Source organism: Paracoccus sp. DMF-8 (assembly GCF_029309835.1).
Classification (GTDB): Bacteria; Pseudomonadota; Alphaproteobacteria; order Rhodobacterales; family Rhodobacteraceae; genus Paracoccus.
In genome coordinates, this window is the sequence record NZ_JARJHL010000010.1 from 1 (window position 1) to 15,112 (window position 15,112).

Sequence of the window (15,112 nt, forward strand, 5' to 3'; positions counted from 1 at the left end):
AAAGGGCAGGCCGAAGACGCCCGCATCGACGGCTTCATCGAGATTGCGGCCATAGATCTCGGCGCCGATGAACAGCCCGCTATTGGCCAGATCCGGATCGAAACCGGCCGTTTCCAGCACGTCGCGGATCACCGCATCATCCGAAATGTCGCGGTCATCGCGCCAGCGCGCCGCCAGAAAGCCCCGCACCAGCGCCCCGATATCGCCCGCCCCGCTTTCCTGCGCCGCGATCACCGCATAGGACGAAGGCGCGGCATTGACCATGGGCAGGGTCGGCTGCGGGTTCAGCGGCATCTGCAGATGGTCGCGCCAGCGCAGCAGTTCCTGCATCCGCAGGGCCATGCGGTTCGGGTGGCGTTCGGCCGGGCGCTTGCCGCCGGTGCGGTCGAACAGTTGCAGCGCGTCCAGCGGGCGATAGCGGATCGTCGCACCGTGTCTTGCGGCAATGTCTTCCAACCTGTGACCCGCGAGATAGCACCACGGGCTCATCGTCGAGAGATAATAGTCGATCTGCGTCATTCACCGCCCTCCGGGTTTGCGGGCAGGCTAGCCGGGTGTTAAGCGGGGTGCAATCTCGCGAATCCTCAGGAGCATGCCATGCCGGCCATGACCGAACCCAAGCTGATCGCAGGGAATGCGAACAGACTGCTTGCCAATGCCATAGCGCGACGCATGTCCATGCACCGCGGCATGAATGTCGCCCCTGTCGATGCACGGGTCGAGCGTTTCAACGATCAGGAAATCTTTGTCGAAGTGTTCGAAAATGTCCGTGGCGAGGACATGTATATCATCCAATCCACCTCGAACCCGGCCAATGACAACCTGATGGAGCTGCTGATCATGACCGACGCGTTGCGCCGGTCCTCGGCCGCGCGGATCACGGCGGTGATCCCCTATTTCGGCTATGCCCGTCAGGACCGCCGCGCCAAGGCCCGCACGCCGATTTCCGCAAAGCTGGTCGCCAACCTGCTGACCGAGGCGGGCGTGGACCGCGTGCTGACGCTGGACCTGCATGCCGCGCAGATTCAGGGCTTTTTCGATATCCCGGTCGACAACCTCTATGCCGCGCCGGTGTTTTCGCTGGATATCAAGCATCACTTCCGCGACCGCATGTCCGATCTGATGGTGATTTCGCCTGACGTCGGTGGCGTGGCACGCGCGCGCGAACTGGCGCAGCGCATCGGCGCGCCTCTGGCCATTGTGGACAAGCGCCGCGAAAAGGCCGGTGAGGTCGCGGAAATGACAGTGATCGGCGATGTGTCGGGCAAGACCTGCATCATCGTGGACGACATCTGCGACACGGCGGGGACGCTGTGCAAGGCGGCGCAGGTCCTGACCGACAATGGCGCGACCGAGGTTCACGCCTATATCACCCACGGCGTCCTGTCCGGCCCGGCGATCGAGCGGGTCGAAAAATCTGTGATGAAATCGCTGGTCATCACCGATTCCATCGAACCGAGCGAGGCGGTGAAAAAGGCCTCGAACATCCGTCTGGTGCCGACCGCGCCGATGTTTGCGCAGGCGATCCTGAACATCTGGAATGGCACTTCGGTCAGTTCGCTGTTCGAACTGGACACGCTCGGGCCGATTTATGAAGGTCTGTATCAGACCGATTGACGGGGACCGGATTGATGGGGACCGGATTGACGGGGGCCGGAGCGGTCTGTGAGCGGGGCGCGTGTGACGCGCCCCTTTTCGATTCAGGCGGCCTTGGGCCGGATGCCAAGGCGTGGGATCTCGATCTTGGGGCAGCGGTTCTCGATCACGGTCAGGCCGGCCTTGCGCGCCTTGTTCGCGGCCTGCGCATGTTCGACCCCCAGTTGCATCCAGACGATCGAGAGGCCGGGCAGGTTGGCCAGGGCCTCGTCCACGATTTCCGGCACCGCGTCCGAGCGGCGAAAGATATCGACCATGTCGATCCGGATCGAATCGGGGATCGAGGCCAGATCGCCATAGACCGTTTCGTCCAGCATGGTTTCGCCCGCATGGCCGGGATTGACCGGCACGATCCGATAGCCCTGCGATTTCAGGAAACGCGCCACCCCCCAGCTGGGCCGCTCTTCCTTGGGCGACATTCCAACGATTGCAATGGTTTTGCAGTCGCGCAATGCGCGTTCGATCTCATCATCGCTCATTTGGCTCCCCCTCATGCGCGCCATCGACTTTGCACAGAAAAAGCGCCCGGTCCAGTATTCTGGCCGGGCGCAAGTCGCGGAACGAGGGACAGTGATCAGAACAAGGCCGTTCCGTGGCCCTGCTCATGAATAAAATGGGAACTGTGGCCAAAAAGTTCCATGACAATCACGCCAACGTGAAAATTTTCCTGGATCGTGTTGTGCCCTGAATCGCGCAGTGGTTGCGCCGGGGTGCGCGGCAGGCTGGCGGTCAGGGGTTCATCTGCGCCCAACGCGCCTTGGCCTCCATCAGGATCCTTTGCGGATCGCGGATCAGCATGTCGCGCGCGCGCTGCGAGCGGACGAAATAGGTGCGCTGGCCGATCACCACGAAGTAACGCGGATTGCCCGGCTCGCTGCGGCCTTCGGACAGCGCGACGACGCAAAGCCCGTCCAGACCCGGCGCATAGGCGCGGGGGTTGGATTCAAAGGTGTCGCGGTTTTCCTCGGTCACGAAATGCCAGCTTTTGCCGCGCCAGGTCGTCGCGATATCGGACCGGCCGGGCAGGGCGGCCCCGTCGGCGGCATAGCCGACAGGGTCAATTCCTTGCAGCGCCCAGTCCTGGGCCGCCGCAGCAAGCGGCAGGATGGCCAGGGGCGCCATATAAAGCAGTCGGGTCAGCGCGGTGCGAATCATCTGTCAGAATCGAAATGGCAGTTTCGTGTCAAACCGATCTGGCAGTTCAAAAGAGGATTCTCAACCGGGGGGACGTGATTCTATCCGCGATGTGAGGATCACGCGCGACAGCGTGAGGCCGCATAAAGCGCCACAGCCGCCGCATTCGACACATTCAATGAGCCGAAATCCGCTGCAAAGGGAATCCGGGCCAGCCGGTCGCAGGTTTCCAGCGTGCGGTCGCGCAGGCCGGGGCCTTCGGCGCCCGGGACCAGACAGATGGCGCGGCCGGGCAGTTCGGCCAGCACATCGGGCAGATCCTCGGTCGCGGTGCCGTCCAGACCGATGACGGTATAACCCATGCGCTGCAGCTCGATCAGCGAATCGGCCAGATTGGTGACGCGCAGATAGGGCTGGCGTTCCAGCGCCCCCGAGGCCGTCTTGGCCAGGGCGCCGGTTTCGGGCGCGGAATGCCGGGTCGGCGCGATGACGGCCGCCGCGCCGAACACTTCGGCAGAACGCAGGATGGCACCGACGTTATGGGGATCGGTGACGCGGTCCAGGGCGACCATCAAAGGATAGGGGCCGTTCAGGGCGACATCCTCCAGCCGGCCCCATTTCAGCGGCCGGACCTCCAGCGCGGCGCCCTGATGGACGCTTTCGGCGGCCAGCGGAACCGAGCGGTCAAAGACGCGGGCATCGGTGATTTCCGGCTCGATCCCTGCGGGCAGATCGCCGTGCCGGTCCAGCGCGTTGCGCGTGACCACCAGCCGCAGCTTTTCCCGTGCGGGGTTGTTCAGCGCATCGCGAACGGCATGCAGCCCGAACAGCCAGACGGTTTCAGCCGCAGCCGCGCGCTTGGCGCGTTCCTTGTCCACGACCCAGGTCGGTTTCTTGGTCTTGCGATCCGGCTGGCTCATCCTGTCATTCCCCATCTGCCCGTTTTCCGCCGCGCGTCGTCGTGGCGCTCTTTCTTCCTGCGCGTTGACGCCTGTCTTCGCAACCGAATTCGATTTCGCTCTTGACCGGCGCGGCAGGGGGGCTAATCACGCCCGAGCGTCGGGCGACGTGCTGTAAGGCGCGGCAGCGGACTGTAACTCCGCCGGGGAGACCCATGCCTGGTTCGATTCCGGGGTCGCCCACCACTTCCACTGAAAACTGAACGATATCAACGAAGTGGTGTCCCGCATTCGTGTAATGCGGCGCTGTGCAGATCAATGGGTGGTGATGCAGGTGCCCCGCAGTTTTGCGGTCTGACCCTTGCGCAAAAGAAAACCGATCAGGCGCCGCGACGCCGAGGTTCGGCAACGGTGCTGAATCCTGCAATGATGAGGATCAGAACGCACAGCAGGACAACGGCAGGGATGACCAGTTTGATAAAGGTGCCGCCAAGCCGGCAACGGCGCATGTGCAGGCGCATCCTGTCGGCAATCGGCGCGGACGTTTCGTGAAGGGCTGGATTGAGGCGGGGCGACGGATAACGCGCTGGTCGGCCTCGCTCGGTGTCGGACGGTCAGCTGCTCATAAGGTCTGTCCCTCAGCCATCGCCCACGCGGCAACCGTCATCTATTGGCGATGAGGCCTGAGCCGGGCGGCCGCAGGGGCGTGCGATGCAGGGCTGGGCCGTGCGGGGTGTCGATCCGGGGCGATTTCCTGTCATCCTTACGCTTCGGCGTGGATCAGGGGCTGCGCTGGCTGTGTCAGGCGGCAGAGGCGGGGCAAGGCAGGTCATATCTGGGGCCGGAGCTGAAAAAGGCTGCGTCATCCGCAGCCTTTCCGGTTTCAGCCTGCGACCCTGTCCTCAGGCCAGCGTGCGGCGGCGAAAGGGCGAGCCGATCAGCGTGGCCAGCAGCCAGCCCAGAACAAAGCCCAATCCGGCCAGCACCAGACCGGCATTCGACACCGGCAGCCTGGGTTCGAACCGCAGCCGGTTTTCGCGCAGCAGCGCCAGATCGGCCATGTGGTCGATGTCCAGAATGCGCGCGACAGGTCCCGATTGGCTCAGCGCCTCCAGATCGTCGCGGGTGGTTTCCAGCCGCGCGGTTTCCTGTTTCATATGGGCGCGCATCCGGTCGATGATCGCCGTGTCATCCGAGGCGCTGGCCGTGCGGATGCCCTTGTCGAAATCCTTGACCTGATCGGCCAGCACCGCCGCCTCGGCCCCCAGCCTTTCGACATATTGGTCGGAAAAGGACGGGAACTGCGACAGCAGCGAGGCGAAAATCAGGGCAAGGATCAAGCGAAATGGGGTCATCGGCGTCATCAACGATTGTTTGCGGCAAGAACCGGTTCGTAAATGGCTTTCAGGCGAAGAACGGCGTCCTGCGGCGATAGCTCTTCTGATTCGCCGGTCCGGCGGCTGGTCAGCTCGACCTTGTTCTGGGCAAGCCCGCGCGGCCCGACGGTGATCCGCCAAGGCAGGCCGATCAGGTCCATTGTAGCGAATTTCGCGCCCGCGCGCTCGTCCCGATCGTCATAAAGGGGATCAAATCCGCTCGACCTGAGTTCTTTATACAACGCCTCGCAGGCGCTGTCGGTCGAACTGTCGCCCTGTTTCAGGTTGACGATGCCGACGTGATAGGGGGTCACGCCTTCGGGCCAGATGATGCCCTTGTCGTCATGGCTGGCTTCGATGATCGCGCCCAGCAGGCGGCTGACGCCGATGCCGTGGCTGCCCATGTGGACGGGGGTGCGGCTGCCGTCGGGGCCGACGACGGTGGCGCCCATCGATTCGGAATATTTCGTGCCGAAATAAAAGATCTTGCCCGACCTCGATGCCGCGCGCGGTGCGGCGGCGGTCCTCGGGGATGGCGTCGAACAGCGCCGGATCATGGGTTTCGTCGGTGCGGGCGTAGCGGCTGGTGAATTCCTCCAGCACGCTCTGGCATTCTTCGGCGCTGTCATAGTCGATGTCGCGGTCGCCGAATTTCAGATCGGTGATTTCGCTGTCATAAAACACCTCGGATTCGCCGGTTTCGGCCAGGACGAGGAATTCATGCGTGTAATCGCCGCCGATCAGGCCGCCGTCGGCGCGCATCGGGATCGCTTGCAGGCCCATGCGTTCATAGGTGCGCAGGTAGCTGACCAGATGGCGGTTGTAGGCGTGCAGCGCGTCTTCCTTGGTCAGGTCGAAGTTGTAGCCGTCCTTCATCAGGAATTCGCGACCGCGCATCACGCCGAAACGCGGGCGGATTTCGTCGCGGAATTTCCACTGGATCTGATACAGCGTCAGGGGCAGGTCCTTGTAGCTGCTGACATGGGCGCGGAAGATGTCGGTGATGACCTCTTCGTTGGTCGGGCCATACAGCATCTCGCGCTTGTGGCGGTCGGTGATGCGCAGCATTTCCTCGCCATAGGCGTCATAGCGGCCCGATTCGCGCCACAGGTCGGCCGACTGGATCGTCGGCATCAGGACCGGGATATGGCCGGCGCGCTGCTGTTCCTGATGCACGATCTGTTCGATGCGGCGCAGAACCCGCAGGCCAAGCGGCAGCCAGGAATAGATCCCGGCGGATTGCTGCTTGATCATGCCCGCGCGCAGCATCAGGCGATGGCTGACGATCTGCGCCTCTTTCGGGTCCTCTTTCAGGACGGGCAGGAAATAACGCGAAAGACGCATGGGCGGAACCTCGAATTGTGTTGGCAAGGGTTAGCGCAGGCTGGCGGCACGGGCAACGGGCTTGCTTGCATATGGCGTGACATGGCTGCACATTGCGCGTGAATTCTGGAGACATCGCGATGCGTTTGCCGGTCTATAAGCAGGTCATGATCTGGGGCGGCGCAACGCTCGTGCTGCTTTTGGTGCTATGGAAGCTGGGCAATGCGGTGATGCCCTTCCTGCTGGGGGCGGGGATCGCCTATCTGCTGGACCCTGTCGCCGACTGGCTGGAACGCAAGGGGCTGTCGCGGACGCTGGCGGTGGTCGTGATCTCGCTGGTCATGTTGATGATCGTCGTCATCAGCTTTCTGGTGGTCGTTCCGGTTCTGGTCAGCCAGACTGCGGCGCTGATCGAAACCGCGCCGCAGATGTTCGAAAAGCTCAAGGGCTTTCTGGCCGCGCGTTTCCCCGACATCCTGTCGCCCCAAAGCACCGCCGCCGATGCCCTGTCCCAGCTTGGCAGCACGATCAGCGAACGCGGCGGCGAGTTGATCACCACCGTTCTGGGGTCGGTGATGGGCATCGTCGGCGTCATCGCGCTGCTGGTCATCGCGCCGGTCGTGGCCTTTTACCTGCTGCTGGACTGGGACCACATGGTCGCCCGCGTGGACGAGCTGCTGCCGCGTGAACATGCGCCGACCATTCGCCGGATCGCGAGCGAAATCGACCATGTCCTGTCCGGGTTCATCCGCGGGCAGGGCGTGGTGATCCTGATTCTGGGCACCTTCTATGCGATTTCGCTAGGTGTCATCGGGCTGCCTTTCGGCGTGGCGATCGGGGCGCTGGCCGCGACCTTGTCCTTTATCCCCTATGTCGGCGTGCTGGTCGGCGGGGCGACGGCCATCGGGGTCGCGCTGTTTTCGTTCTGGGGCCAGCCCCTGATGATCGGCGCGGTCGTGGCGGTCTTTGCCATCGGCCAGATCGTCGAAGGGAACTATCTGCAACCCAAGATCGTCGGCGGCCATGTCGGGCTGCATCCGGTCTGGCTGATGCTGGCCCTGTCGGTGTTCGGCACGCTGTTCGGTTTTGTCGGGCTGCTGGTCGCGGTGCCTCTGGCGGCGTCGCTTGGCGTGCTGGTGCGCTTTGCCGCCGCGCAATACAAGGTCAGCGCGATCTATACCGGGACCGAGGCGCCCCCGCCCCCCGCCGTTCCGCAACTGGTCGAACTGGTCCCGCGCGGCACCACCGAACGCCAGCGCGATATCGCCCTTGTCTCTCGCGAGGTGCGGATCGCCGAAATCCGGCGCGAGGAAACGATCAACGGCGACATCGGCGATCCGGGTATCGACGATATCGGGCCGCACCCCGACCCCGAGAAACCCGGCCCCGCGAAAAAGGACAGCTGACAGGTGGCACGTCAGCTGACTTTCGACCTGGCGGGGCCTCCGGCCTCGTCCCGTGCGGATTTTCTGGTCACCTCGGCCAATCGCGATGCGCTGGACCTGCTGGACCGCCCAGAACTGTGGCCGCAGGGCCGCCTGCTGCTGATCGGCGGGCCGGGGGCGGGCAAGACCCATGTCGCGCGGTTCTGGGCGGCGGAAAACGGGGCGCTGCGCCAGTCGGCCCATGCGCTGCGCGCCGATATGGCCGACCATCTGGTCCACACCGACGGCGCGCTGGTGATCGAGGACGCCCATCGCATCGGCGCCGCCGCCGGTGCCGAACAGGCGATGTTCCACATCTGGAACCTTGCGGCGGAACGCGGTTGCCTGCTGCTGCTGACCGCGCGCACGCCGCCCCGTGACTGGGGCATGGTGCTGCCCGATCTGCGCTCGCGGATGATGGCGCTGACGGTTGCCGAACTCGGCCCCCCTGATGACGCGCTGCTGCCCGCCGTTCTGGTCAAGCTGTTCGCGGATCGCGGCATCCCGGTCGCCCCGGATGTGATCGAATTCCTGACCCGGCGGATGGAACGCGATCTTGGTCTGGCGCGTCGGCTGGTGCTGGCCATCGACCAGGCGGCGCTGTCCGATCACCGACCCGTGACCCGCCGCCTGGCATCGGAATGGCTGGACAAATTGCTGGAACAGGACGCATAGTCCGTCGTTCCGTTACCCAGCCCCTTACCAGCGATCTCAAAGATGACGCAGGCCGATTTCCTACGTTCCCCCATTCCCGTTCCCCGCGACCTGCCCTCTGGCACCCCCGAGGGGCCGGACCGTTTCTTCAACCGTGAAATCAGCTGGCTCAGCTTCAACTGGCGGGTTCTGGACGAGGCGCGCAATCCGCGCGTGCCGCTGCTGGAACGGCTGCGCTTTCTGTCGATTTCCGCCGCCAATCTGGATGAATTCTATACCGTCCGCGTCGCCGGTCTGCGTGAACTGGTGCGAGAGGGGAACTCGACCCTGTCCGACGATGGGCTGACGCCCGCCGAACAGCTGCAACTGATCAACAACGATGCCCGCCGCCTGATGGCCGCGCAGCAGACCGTCTGGAACCGCCTGCGCCGCGAGATGGAGCAGGCGGACATCACCATCCTGTCGCGCTCGCGCCTGACCCGCGCCGAAGAATCCTATCTGCGCCGCTATTTCAGCGAAAACGTCTTTCCGGTGCTGGCGCCGCTGGCCATCGACCCCGCGCATCCGTTCCCCTTCATCGCGAATACCGGCTTTTCGCTGGCGCTGGAACTGGCGCGCGAAAGCGACGGGCGGCAGATGCAGGCGCTGCTGCCGGTGCCGCAGCAGGTCGGGCGGTTCATCGCGATGCCCGGCGGCTCGCGTTTCCTGCGGCTGGAGGACCTGCTGCTGATGCATCTGCCCAGCCTGTTCCCGGGCTATCGCGACATCGGCCATTGCGCGTTCCGCGTCCTGCGCGACAGCGATCTGGAGGTCGAGGAAGAGGCCGAAGATCTGGTCCGCGAATTCGAAACCGCGCTGAAACGGCGCCGTCGCGGGTCCGTCATCCGGCTCAAGATCACGGCAGGCGCCCCCGACCGGCTGCGCCGCATGATCATGCAGGAACTGGAGGTCCGCCCCGAGGAGGTCGTCGAGGTCGAGGGCCTGCTGGGCATGGCCGATCTGGGCGCGCTGGTGCTGGACAGCCGCCGCGACCTGCAATGGCCGTCATTCACTCCGCGCGTGCCCGAACGGGTGCAGGATCATCAGGGCGACATGTTCGCGGCGATCCGGCAAAAAGACATGCTGCTGCATCACCCCTATGAAACCTTCGACATGGTGGTGCGCTTTGTCGCGCAGGCGGCGGCCGACCCGAATGTGCTGGCGATCAAGCAGACGCTGTATCGCACCTCGCGCGACAGCCCGATCGTCGATGCCCTGTGCGAAGCGGCCGAGGCCGGGAAATCCGTCACCGCGCTGGTCGAGCTGAAGGCCCGCTTTGACGAGGCCGCGAACATCCGCCAGTCGCGCCGTCTGGAACGCGCGGGCGCGCAGGTCGTCTATGGGTTCACGCAATACAAGACCCACGCCAAGATCTCGACCGTGGTGCGGCGCGAAGGCGGGCAGTTGGTGACCTATACCCATTACGGCACCGGCAACTATCACCCGATCACCGCGCGCATCTATACCGACCTGTCGCTGTTCACCTGCGACCCGGCGCTTGGCCGCGATGCGACCAAGGTGTTCAACTACCTGACCGGCTATGTGCAGCCCTCGGGGCTGGAAAATCTGGCGATCTCGCCCCTCAGCCTCAAGGACCGGCTGATCGAACTGATCCGGCGCGAGATGGAATTCGCCCGGCTTGGCCGCCCGGCGGAAATCTGGGCCAAGATGAACAGCCTGATCGACAAGGAAGTGATCGAGGCCCTGTATGAGGCCAGTCAGGCCGGGGTCAAGATCACGCTGAGCATTCGCGGCATCTGCGGCCTGCGTCCGGGCATCGCCGGGCTGTCGGACAATATCCGCGTGAAATCCATCGTCGGGCGTTTTCTGGAACATTCGCGCATCGTCTGTTTCGCCAATGGTCAGGCGCTGCCGTCGAAACGGGCGCGGGTGTTCATCAGTTCGGCCGACTGGATGGGCCGCAACCTGAACCGCCGCGTGGAAACGCTGGTCGAATGCCTGAACGAGACGGTCAAGGACCAGATCACCAGCCAGATCATGGCCGCGAACCTTGCCGATGAGGCGCAAAGCTGGATCCTGCAACCCGATGGCCGCTACCTGCGCCACCTGCCTGCGGGGCGTGATGATCTGTTCTCGTGTCACAAATTCTTCATGGAAAACCCATCCTTGTCCGGTCGTGGAAAGGCCGGGTCCCGCGACGTTCCGGCGTTGACGCATTCGACGGATTGAACCATCCACGAGGGGTAAGATCTTAACGGACCCGAATCGAGAGGTGTGCGATGAATGGCGTTGTGACCGTCGGAGGACAGACCATCGACCCATTCGGCAAGTCGCTTTTCGAGCGCGCATCCGAACGCGCGCTGAGCCGGGTGGGGGTCGTCGATGTCGGCTCGAACTCGATCCGGATGGTGGTGTTCGACGGCGCGGCGCGCAGCCCGGCCTATTTCTACAATGAAAAGGTCATGGCCGGTCTGGGGCAGGGGCTGGCCAGCACGGGCATGCTGAACCCCGAAGGGGTCGAACGCGCCATGGCCTCGCTGAAACGCTTTGCCGCGCTGGCGGAAGGGATGGGGATCAAGCCCCTGACCTGCGTCGCCACCGCCGCCGTGCGCGAGGCCAGCAATGGCCCCGCCTTTCGCAAGGCCGTGGAAAAGCAAACCGGGCTGAAACTGTGGGTCATCGACGGTCAGGAAGAGGCGCGGCTGTCGGCCCAGGGTGTGTTGCTGGGCTGGCCGGACGCGCGCGGGCTGGTCTGCGACATCGGCGGCAACTCGATGGAGCTGGCCGTGGTCGGCGATGGCAAGGTCGGGCAGCGCGAAACCTCGGGTCTGGGACCGTTCCGGTTGCAGCAGGTCGAGGGCGGCAAGGACGGGCTGAAATCCTATATCAAGAAGGTGATCGAGGGGCTGGCCGGCAAGATCGGCAAGGATCACGACCAGATCTATCTGGTGGGGGGATCGTGGCGGGCCATCGCGCGGCTGGACATGGAACGCGTGGGCTATCCGATGACGGTCCTGCACGAATATCGCATGACCCCCGAAGCGATCCTGCAGACCTGCAAGTTCATCGGCGACAATGACCTGGCGACCCTGCGTGCCCGCACCGGCATTTCGTCCAGCCGGATGGAACTGGTGCCGCTGGCCAGTCAGGTGCTGCGGCAGCTTGTCCAGATCTTCCAGCCGAAATCGCTGGCCGTGTCATCCTATGGCATCCGCGAAGGCTTGCTCTATGAGCAGATGCCCGACGGGCTGCGCGCCCGCGATCCGCTGATCGAGGCGGCGCGGTTCAGCGAACGCCAGATGGCGCGGATGCCGGGTTTCGGCAAGAAACTGTATCAGTTCCTGATGCCCCTGTTCGGCGATGCCGGGCCGCAGCGCGACCGCCTGATCCGCGCCGCCTGTCTGTTGCATGACACCGCATGGCGCACCCATCCCGATTACCGCGCCGATGCCTGTTTCGACAATGTCACCCGCGCGAACATGGCTGCGCTGTCCCATCCCGAGCGGGTCTTTCTGGGGCTGGCGCTGCTGCACCGCTACAAGAACAACCGCACCAATTCCCAGATGGCGCCGCTGTTCGATCTGCTGCGCGAACAGGACATCAAGGATGCCGAGATCCTTGGCAAGGCGATGCGTTTCGGCGCGATGTTTTCGGTCAAGGACCCGACCGAAGCGGGCGAGTTGAAGCTGGATGCCAAGAAGAAGGTTCTGGAGCTGAAGCTGAGCAAGACCGGTCAGGCCCTGATGGGCGAGGTCGCGGTGGCCCGCTTCCGCTCGCTTGCCGCAGCGCTGGATGTCGGGCCGGTGGTGCAGGGCTGAACCTGCGGCGCGGGCGGATTGCCGGGATGGCATGACCATGGCCGGGTCCTGCGATGGTTGCGCGGTCGCATGGGTATTTGGGTGATGAAGAAATCGCATCCGCTCATGGTGTGCATGCGGTGTTGGGCGATCCGATTGCCTGTTCTGACGATCCGGGGGCTGTCACGCGCGAAGGGGGAACTGGGCTGATGCGGGTGGCGGACAGGCAGTTCCCGCGTCAGCGCGCCGGGAGGGGGGCAAGTCGTGGCCTGCTGTCCGGGTTGCCCCGCTTGGCTTGGGACTTCTGTTGCCAAGAGGCGGGGTTGGTCCATCTTGCCGGGCGGTTTCGCGAAGGCGGGGCAGGCCGGACGGGATCGGTGTCAAAAAGGGGGCGGTTCGCGCCCCCTTTCGTGATCGTGGCGTCGACGCCTTTGTTGCTGTGGCGCTGCTGCGATTTCGGCGCGCGGGAGGGGCGACCGGCCGGGCGTTTGCGGGCGTCAGGCCCTGTGCCTTTGGTCCCTGTGCCTTTCGCCCCTGCGCCTTTTGCCATCAGGCGGGCGGTTGCCGCCCTGTTGGGGGCGGCGGGGGCCGCGACCCCGGGCGCGGGGCGGCCTCCGCCGGGGCTTCGCCGCCGATGACCGGGATCTGGGCCTTCATCGCCTTTTCGATGGCGCGGAGTTCGCCCAGTTCCGCCGGGGCGCAGAAGGCCACGGCGCGCCCGTCGCGACCGGCGCGCGCGGTGCGGCCGATGCGGTGGACGTAGTTTTCCGGGACATTGGGCAGGTCGTAGTTATAGACATGCGCGACTTCGGGGATGTCCAGACCACGGGCGGCGACATCGGTCGCGACCAGCACCTTGGTTTCGCCCTTGCGGAAGGAGGCCAGCGCCCGTTCCCGCTGGCTCCCGGCTTTCGTTGCCATGGATCGCGGCGACCGCGTAGCCCCATTTTTCCAGCAGGGTCGACAGTTTTTCGCAGCCGTATTTGGTGCGGCCGAAGACGATGGCCAGCTCATCGCGGTGCTTGGAGAGATATTCCGCCAGCAGCGTCGCCTTGTCGCCCTGATTGACGAAATGCACGCCCTGTTCGATCTTTTCCGCAGCCTTGCCCGGAGGGTTGACGGCGACGCGGACCGGATCGGTCAGGTAGCTGTCGGCCAGTTCCTCCATCAGTTTCGGCATGGTGGCCGAGAACAGCAGGGTCTGGCGATCCTTGTGCAGGTGGCGCGCGATGCGGCGCAGGGCGTGGATGAAGCCGATGTCCAGCATCTGGTCGGCTTCGTCCAGCACCAGATAGGTGGTCTGGCGCAGGTCGATGGCCTGACGTTCCAGCAGGTCGATCAGGCGGCCCGGCGTCGCGATCAGCACGTCGACGCCGCGCGACAGGCGTTCGGTCTGGGTGTTGATCGAGGCACCGCCGACGACGCGGAAGCTGCGGATCGGCGTGCCTTCGGCATAAGCTTCGATATTCTGGGCGATCTGGGTGGCCAGTTCGCGCGTCGGCGCAAGGATCAGGGCGCGACAGGTTTTCGGTTCGGGGCGTTTGCCGAATTTCAGCAGGCGCGTCATCATCGGCAGGCCAAAGGCCGCCGTCTTGCCGGTGCCGGTCTGTGCGAGACTCCAGCAGGTCGCGGCCTGCCACGATCTGCGGGATTGCTTGCGCCTGAATCGGCGTCGGTTGGGTCAGGCCAAGGGGCGGCAGGTTCGCGTTGATGCGCGCGTCGATGCCCATGTCGAAAAACGGGCCGGATTCCAGCGGCTCGCGCACAACGGCGCTGCGGCGGTCATGTGCGGTTGCGTCATCGCCGGGACGCTGGAAGCGCGGTTTGGGGTTGGTGTTGCGCCGCGGGCGGCGGTTGAAATCGTTCATTCTCTCATGTCTTTCATTCCGTGCCCGCGTACCCGGGAACGGCCGTCAGGCGGGCAGGCCGCCCGCATTGCAAAGGAGTGGGCAAGATACGACGCCCACCGAACCCCTGCGTGACATGGGATGCGTATTTCCGTGTCGGGCCTTGGAAGCACCTAGCTTACGGCTGCTCACGCGGCAGCGGCGGCGACTGCACCCAGATGGCGCGGCGGCGCAGAAAAGTCAAGGGGTCTGACCCATTTGCGCCGAGATCAGTTGCGATCTGCGCTGTCCATCCAGATGGTGACCGGCCCGTCATTGACCAGCGACACCTGCATGTCTGCCCCGAATTCGCCGGTCTGCACCGGCAGGCCAAGCGCGCGCAGGCTGTCGGCGAAGTCCAGATACAGGGCCTTGCCCCGCGCGGGCGCCTCGGCCTGGGAAAAGCCCGGGCGATTGCCCGTGCGGGTGTCGGCGGCCAGGGTGAACTGGCTGACGACCAGCACGGCGCCCCCGATATCGGCGACCGAGCGGTTCATCTTGCCCGCATCATCGCGAAAGATCCGCAGCCCGGCGATGCGGGCGGCCAGTTTGGCCGGCGCGTCGTCACTGTCGCCCTGCATGGCGCAGACCAGCACCAGCAGGCCCGCGTCGATGCGGCCGATCAGGCGGTCCGCGACCGTGACCTCGGCCCGGGTCACACGCTGGATCAGGGCGCGCATCGGATCAGCGCAGCATGATGCCAAGCACGACGAACATCAGCCCAAAGACCGATGCGCCAAGCGCGGCCATGTTCACGATCATCACACGCTGCATCACGGCGCGCAGGGCGTCCTCGCCCGCGCCGGACCTGCGGGCGCGCAGCACGGTCACGATGCACCAGCACAGGGTCAGCAGGCCCGCGACGGTCAGCGCCGCACCACCCCAGATCAGAATGTCCCAGATCGTCATCGCCGCCCCCTTGCGTCTGCATCTCGGGCGCGGCCTAGCGGCGATTGCACCCCT

Annotated in this window: 13 protein-coding genes, 1 tRNA gene and 2 pseudogenes; 6 read left to right on the forward strand and 10 right to left on the reverse strand. The window is 64.7% G+C overall.

Annotation, left to right across the window (positions count from 1 at the left end; genetic code table 11):
* Positions 1 to 519, reverse strand: a 519-nt coding sequence (locus PE067_RS06800; protein WP_276188446.1) for a DsbA family protein, incomplete at its 3' end; no start/stop codon positions are given.
* A gap of 78 nt (positions 520 to 597) precedes the next feature.
* On the opposite strand from PE067_RS06800, the gene PE067_RS06805 reads away from it, so the two are divergent.
* Positions 598 to 1,617 (forward strand): ribose-phosphate pyrophosphokinase, encoded by a 1,020-nt coding sequence (locus tag PE067_RS06805; protein WP_276188447.1) that lies wholly within the window; start codon positions 598 to 600, stop codon positions 1,615 to 1,617.
* An 83-nt stretch (positions 1,618 to 1,700) separates the two neighbouring features.
* On the opposite strand, the gene PE067_RS06810 is transcribed toward PE067_RS06805, so the two are convergent.
* The 4 genes from PE067_RS06810 to PE067_RS06825 form a co-directional block, all read right to left on the reverse strand.
* Positions 1,701 to 2,135, reverse strand: coding sequence for a CoA-binding protein (locus PE067_RS06810; RefSeq protein WP_276188448.1), 435 nt, complete (start codon positions 2,133 to 2,135; stop codon positions 1,701 to 1,703).
* Between the two features lie 95 nt (positions 2,136 to 2,230).
* Complete coding sequence (locus PE067_RS06815; protein ID WP_276188449.1) at positions 2,231 to 2,407, reverse strand: hypothetical protein; 177 nt, start codon at positions 2,405 to 2,407, stop codon at positions 2,231 to 2,233.
* Positions 2,386 to 2,778 (reverse strand): YHS domain-containing (seleno)protein, encoded by a 393-nt coding sequence (locus PE067_RS06820; protein ID WP_276188450.1) that lies wholly within the window; start codon positions 2,776 to 2,778, stop codon positions 2,386 to 2,388. Before PE067_RS06820 ends, PE067_RS06815 begins: the two co-directional genes overlap by 22 nt.
* Positions 2,779 to 2,909: 131 nt before the next feature.
* A complete protein-coding gene (locus PE067_RS06825) occupies positions 2,910 to 3,710 on the reverse strand; it encodes an RNA methyltransferase (protein ID WP_276188451.1) in 801 nt (266 codons plus the stop codon).
* Positions 3,711 to 3,851: 141 nt separating this feature from the next.
* Between PE067_RS06825 and PE067_RS06830 the strand changes: the two genes are divergently transcribed.
* Positions 3,852 to 3,935 (forward strand) — tRNA-Tyr (locus PE067_RS06830).
* A 656-nt stretch (positions 3,936 to 4,591) separates the two neighbouring features.
* Here the strand turns inward: PE067_RS06830 and PE067_RS06835 are convergent.
* Positions 4,592 to 5,044: a DUF2937 family protein gene (locus PE067_RS06835; protein WP_276188452.1), complete on the reverse strand. Its 453-nt coding sequence runs from the start codon at positions 5,042 to 5,044 to the stop codon at positions 4,592 to 4,594.
* An 8-nt stretch (positions 5,045 to 5,052) separates the two neighbouring features.
* Positions 5,053 to 6,409: pseudogene (gene proS, locus PE067_RS06840) on the reverse strand (proline--tRNA ligase).
* Between the two features lie 119 nt (positions 6,410 to 6,528).
* Here proS and PE067_RS06845 point away from each other — a divergent pair.
* Genes PE067_RS06845 through PE067_RS06860 form a run of 4 tightly spaced genes read left to right on the forward strand, consistent with a single transcriptional unit; the run spans position 6,529 to position 12,284 of the window.
* Positions 6,529 to 7,794 carry an AI-2E family transporter gene (locus PE067_RS06845; protein WP_276188453.1) on the forward strand — a complete coding sequence of 422 codons (1,266 nt, stop codon included), beginning with the start codon at positions 6,529 to 6,531 and terminating at the stop codon, positions 7,792 to 7,794.
* A 3-nt stretch (positions 7,795 to 7,797) separates the two neighbouring features.
* Complete coding sequence (locus PE067_RS06850; RefSeq protein WP_276188454.1) at positions 7,798 to 8,487, forward strand: DnaA/Hda family protein; 690 nt, start codon at positions 7,798 to 7,800, stop codon at positions 8,485 to 8,487.
* Between the two features lie 42 nt (positions 8,488 to 8,529).
* The gene (locus PE067_RS06855) at positions 8,530 to 10,695 is read left to right on the forward strand and encodes an RNA degradosome polyphosphate kinase (protein WP_276188455.1); all 2,166 of its coding nucleotides are present in this window, start codon (positions 8,530 to 8,532) and stop codon (positions 10,693 to 10,695) included.
* 50 nt (positions 10,696 to 10,745) lie between these two features.
* The gene (locus tag PE067_RS06860; RefSeq protein WP_276188456.1) at positions 10,746 to 12,284 is read left to right on the forward strand and encodes a Ppx/GppA family phosphatase; all 1,539 of its coding nucleotides are present in this window, start codon (positions 10,746 to 10,748) and stop codon (positions 12,282 to 12,284) included.
* Between the two features lie 528 nt (positions 12,285 to 12,812).
* On the opposite strand, the pseudogene PE067_RS06865 reads toward PE067_RS06860, so the two are convergent.
* From PE067_RS06865 to PE067_RS06875, 3 genes and pseudogenes are all read right to left on the reverse strand, one after another.
* Positions 12,813 to 13,993: pseudogene (locus tag PE067_RS06865) on the reverse strand (DEAD/DEAH box helicase).
* A gap of 386 nt (positions 13,994 to 14,379) precedes the next feature.
* Positions 14,380 to 14,829: a D-aminoacyl-tRNA deacylase gene (gene dtd, locus PE067_RS06870; protein ID WP_276188457.1), complete on the reverse strand. Its 450-nt coding sequence runs from the start codon at positions 14,827 to 14,829 to the stop codon at positions 14,380 to 14,382.
* Between the two features lie 4 nt (positions 14,830 to 14,833).
* Entirely contained in the window at positions 14,834 to 15,058 is a 225-nt protein-coding gene (locus tag PE067_RS06875) for a hypothetical protein (RefSeq protein ID WP_276188458.1), read from the reverse strand.
* Between the last annotated feature and the right edge of the window lie 54 nt (positions 15,059 to 15,112).

Coding starts and splice junctions, on each gene's coding strand:
- PE067_RS06805 (WP_276188447.1), top strand. CDS start 598: ATGCCGGCCATGACCGAACCCAAGCTGATCGCAGGGAATGCGAACAGA.
- PE067_RS06860 (WP_276188456.1), top strand. CDS start 10,746: ATGAATGGCGTTGTGACCGTCGGAGGACAGACCATCGACCCATTCGGC.
- PE067_RS06835 (WP_276188452.1), bottom strand. CDS start 5,044: ATGACCCCATTTCGCTTGATCCTTGCCCTGATTTTCGCCTCGCTGCTG.
- PE067_RS06845 (WP_276188453.1), top strand. CDS start 6,529: ATGCGTTTGCCGGTCTATAAGCAGGTCATGATCTGGGGCGGCGCAACG.
- PE067_RS06820 (WP_276188450.1), bottom strand. CDS start 2,778: ATGGCGCCCCTGGCCATCCTGCCGCTTGCTGCGGCGGCCCAGGACTGG.
- PE067_RS06855 (WP_276188455.1), top strand. CDS start 8,530: ATGACGCAGGCCGATTTCCTACGTTCCCCCATTCCCGTTCCCCGCGAC.
- dtd (WP_276188457.1), bottom strand. CDS start 14,829: ATGCGCGCCCTGATCCAGCGTGTGACCCGGGCCGAGGTCACGGTCGCG.
- PE067_RS06875 (WP_276188458.1), bottom strand. CDS start 15,058: ATGACGATCTGGGACATTCTGATCTGGGGTGGTGCGGCGCTGACCGTC.
- PE067_RS06825 (WP_276188451.1), bottom strand. CDS start 3,710: ATGAGCCAGCCGGATCGCAAGACCAAGAAACCGACCTGGGTCGTGGAC.
- PE067_RS06810 (WP_276188448.1), bottom strand. CDS start 2,135: ATGAGCGATGATGAGATCGAACGCGCATTGCGCGACTGCAAAACCATT.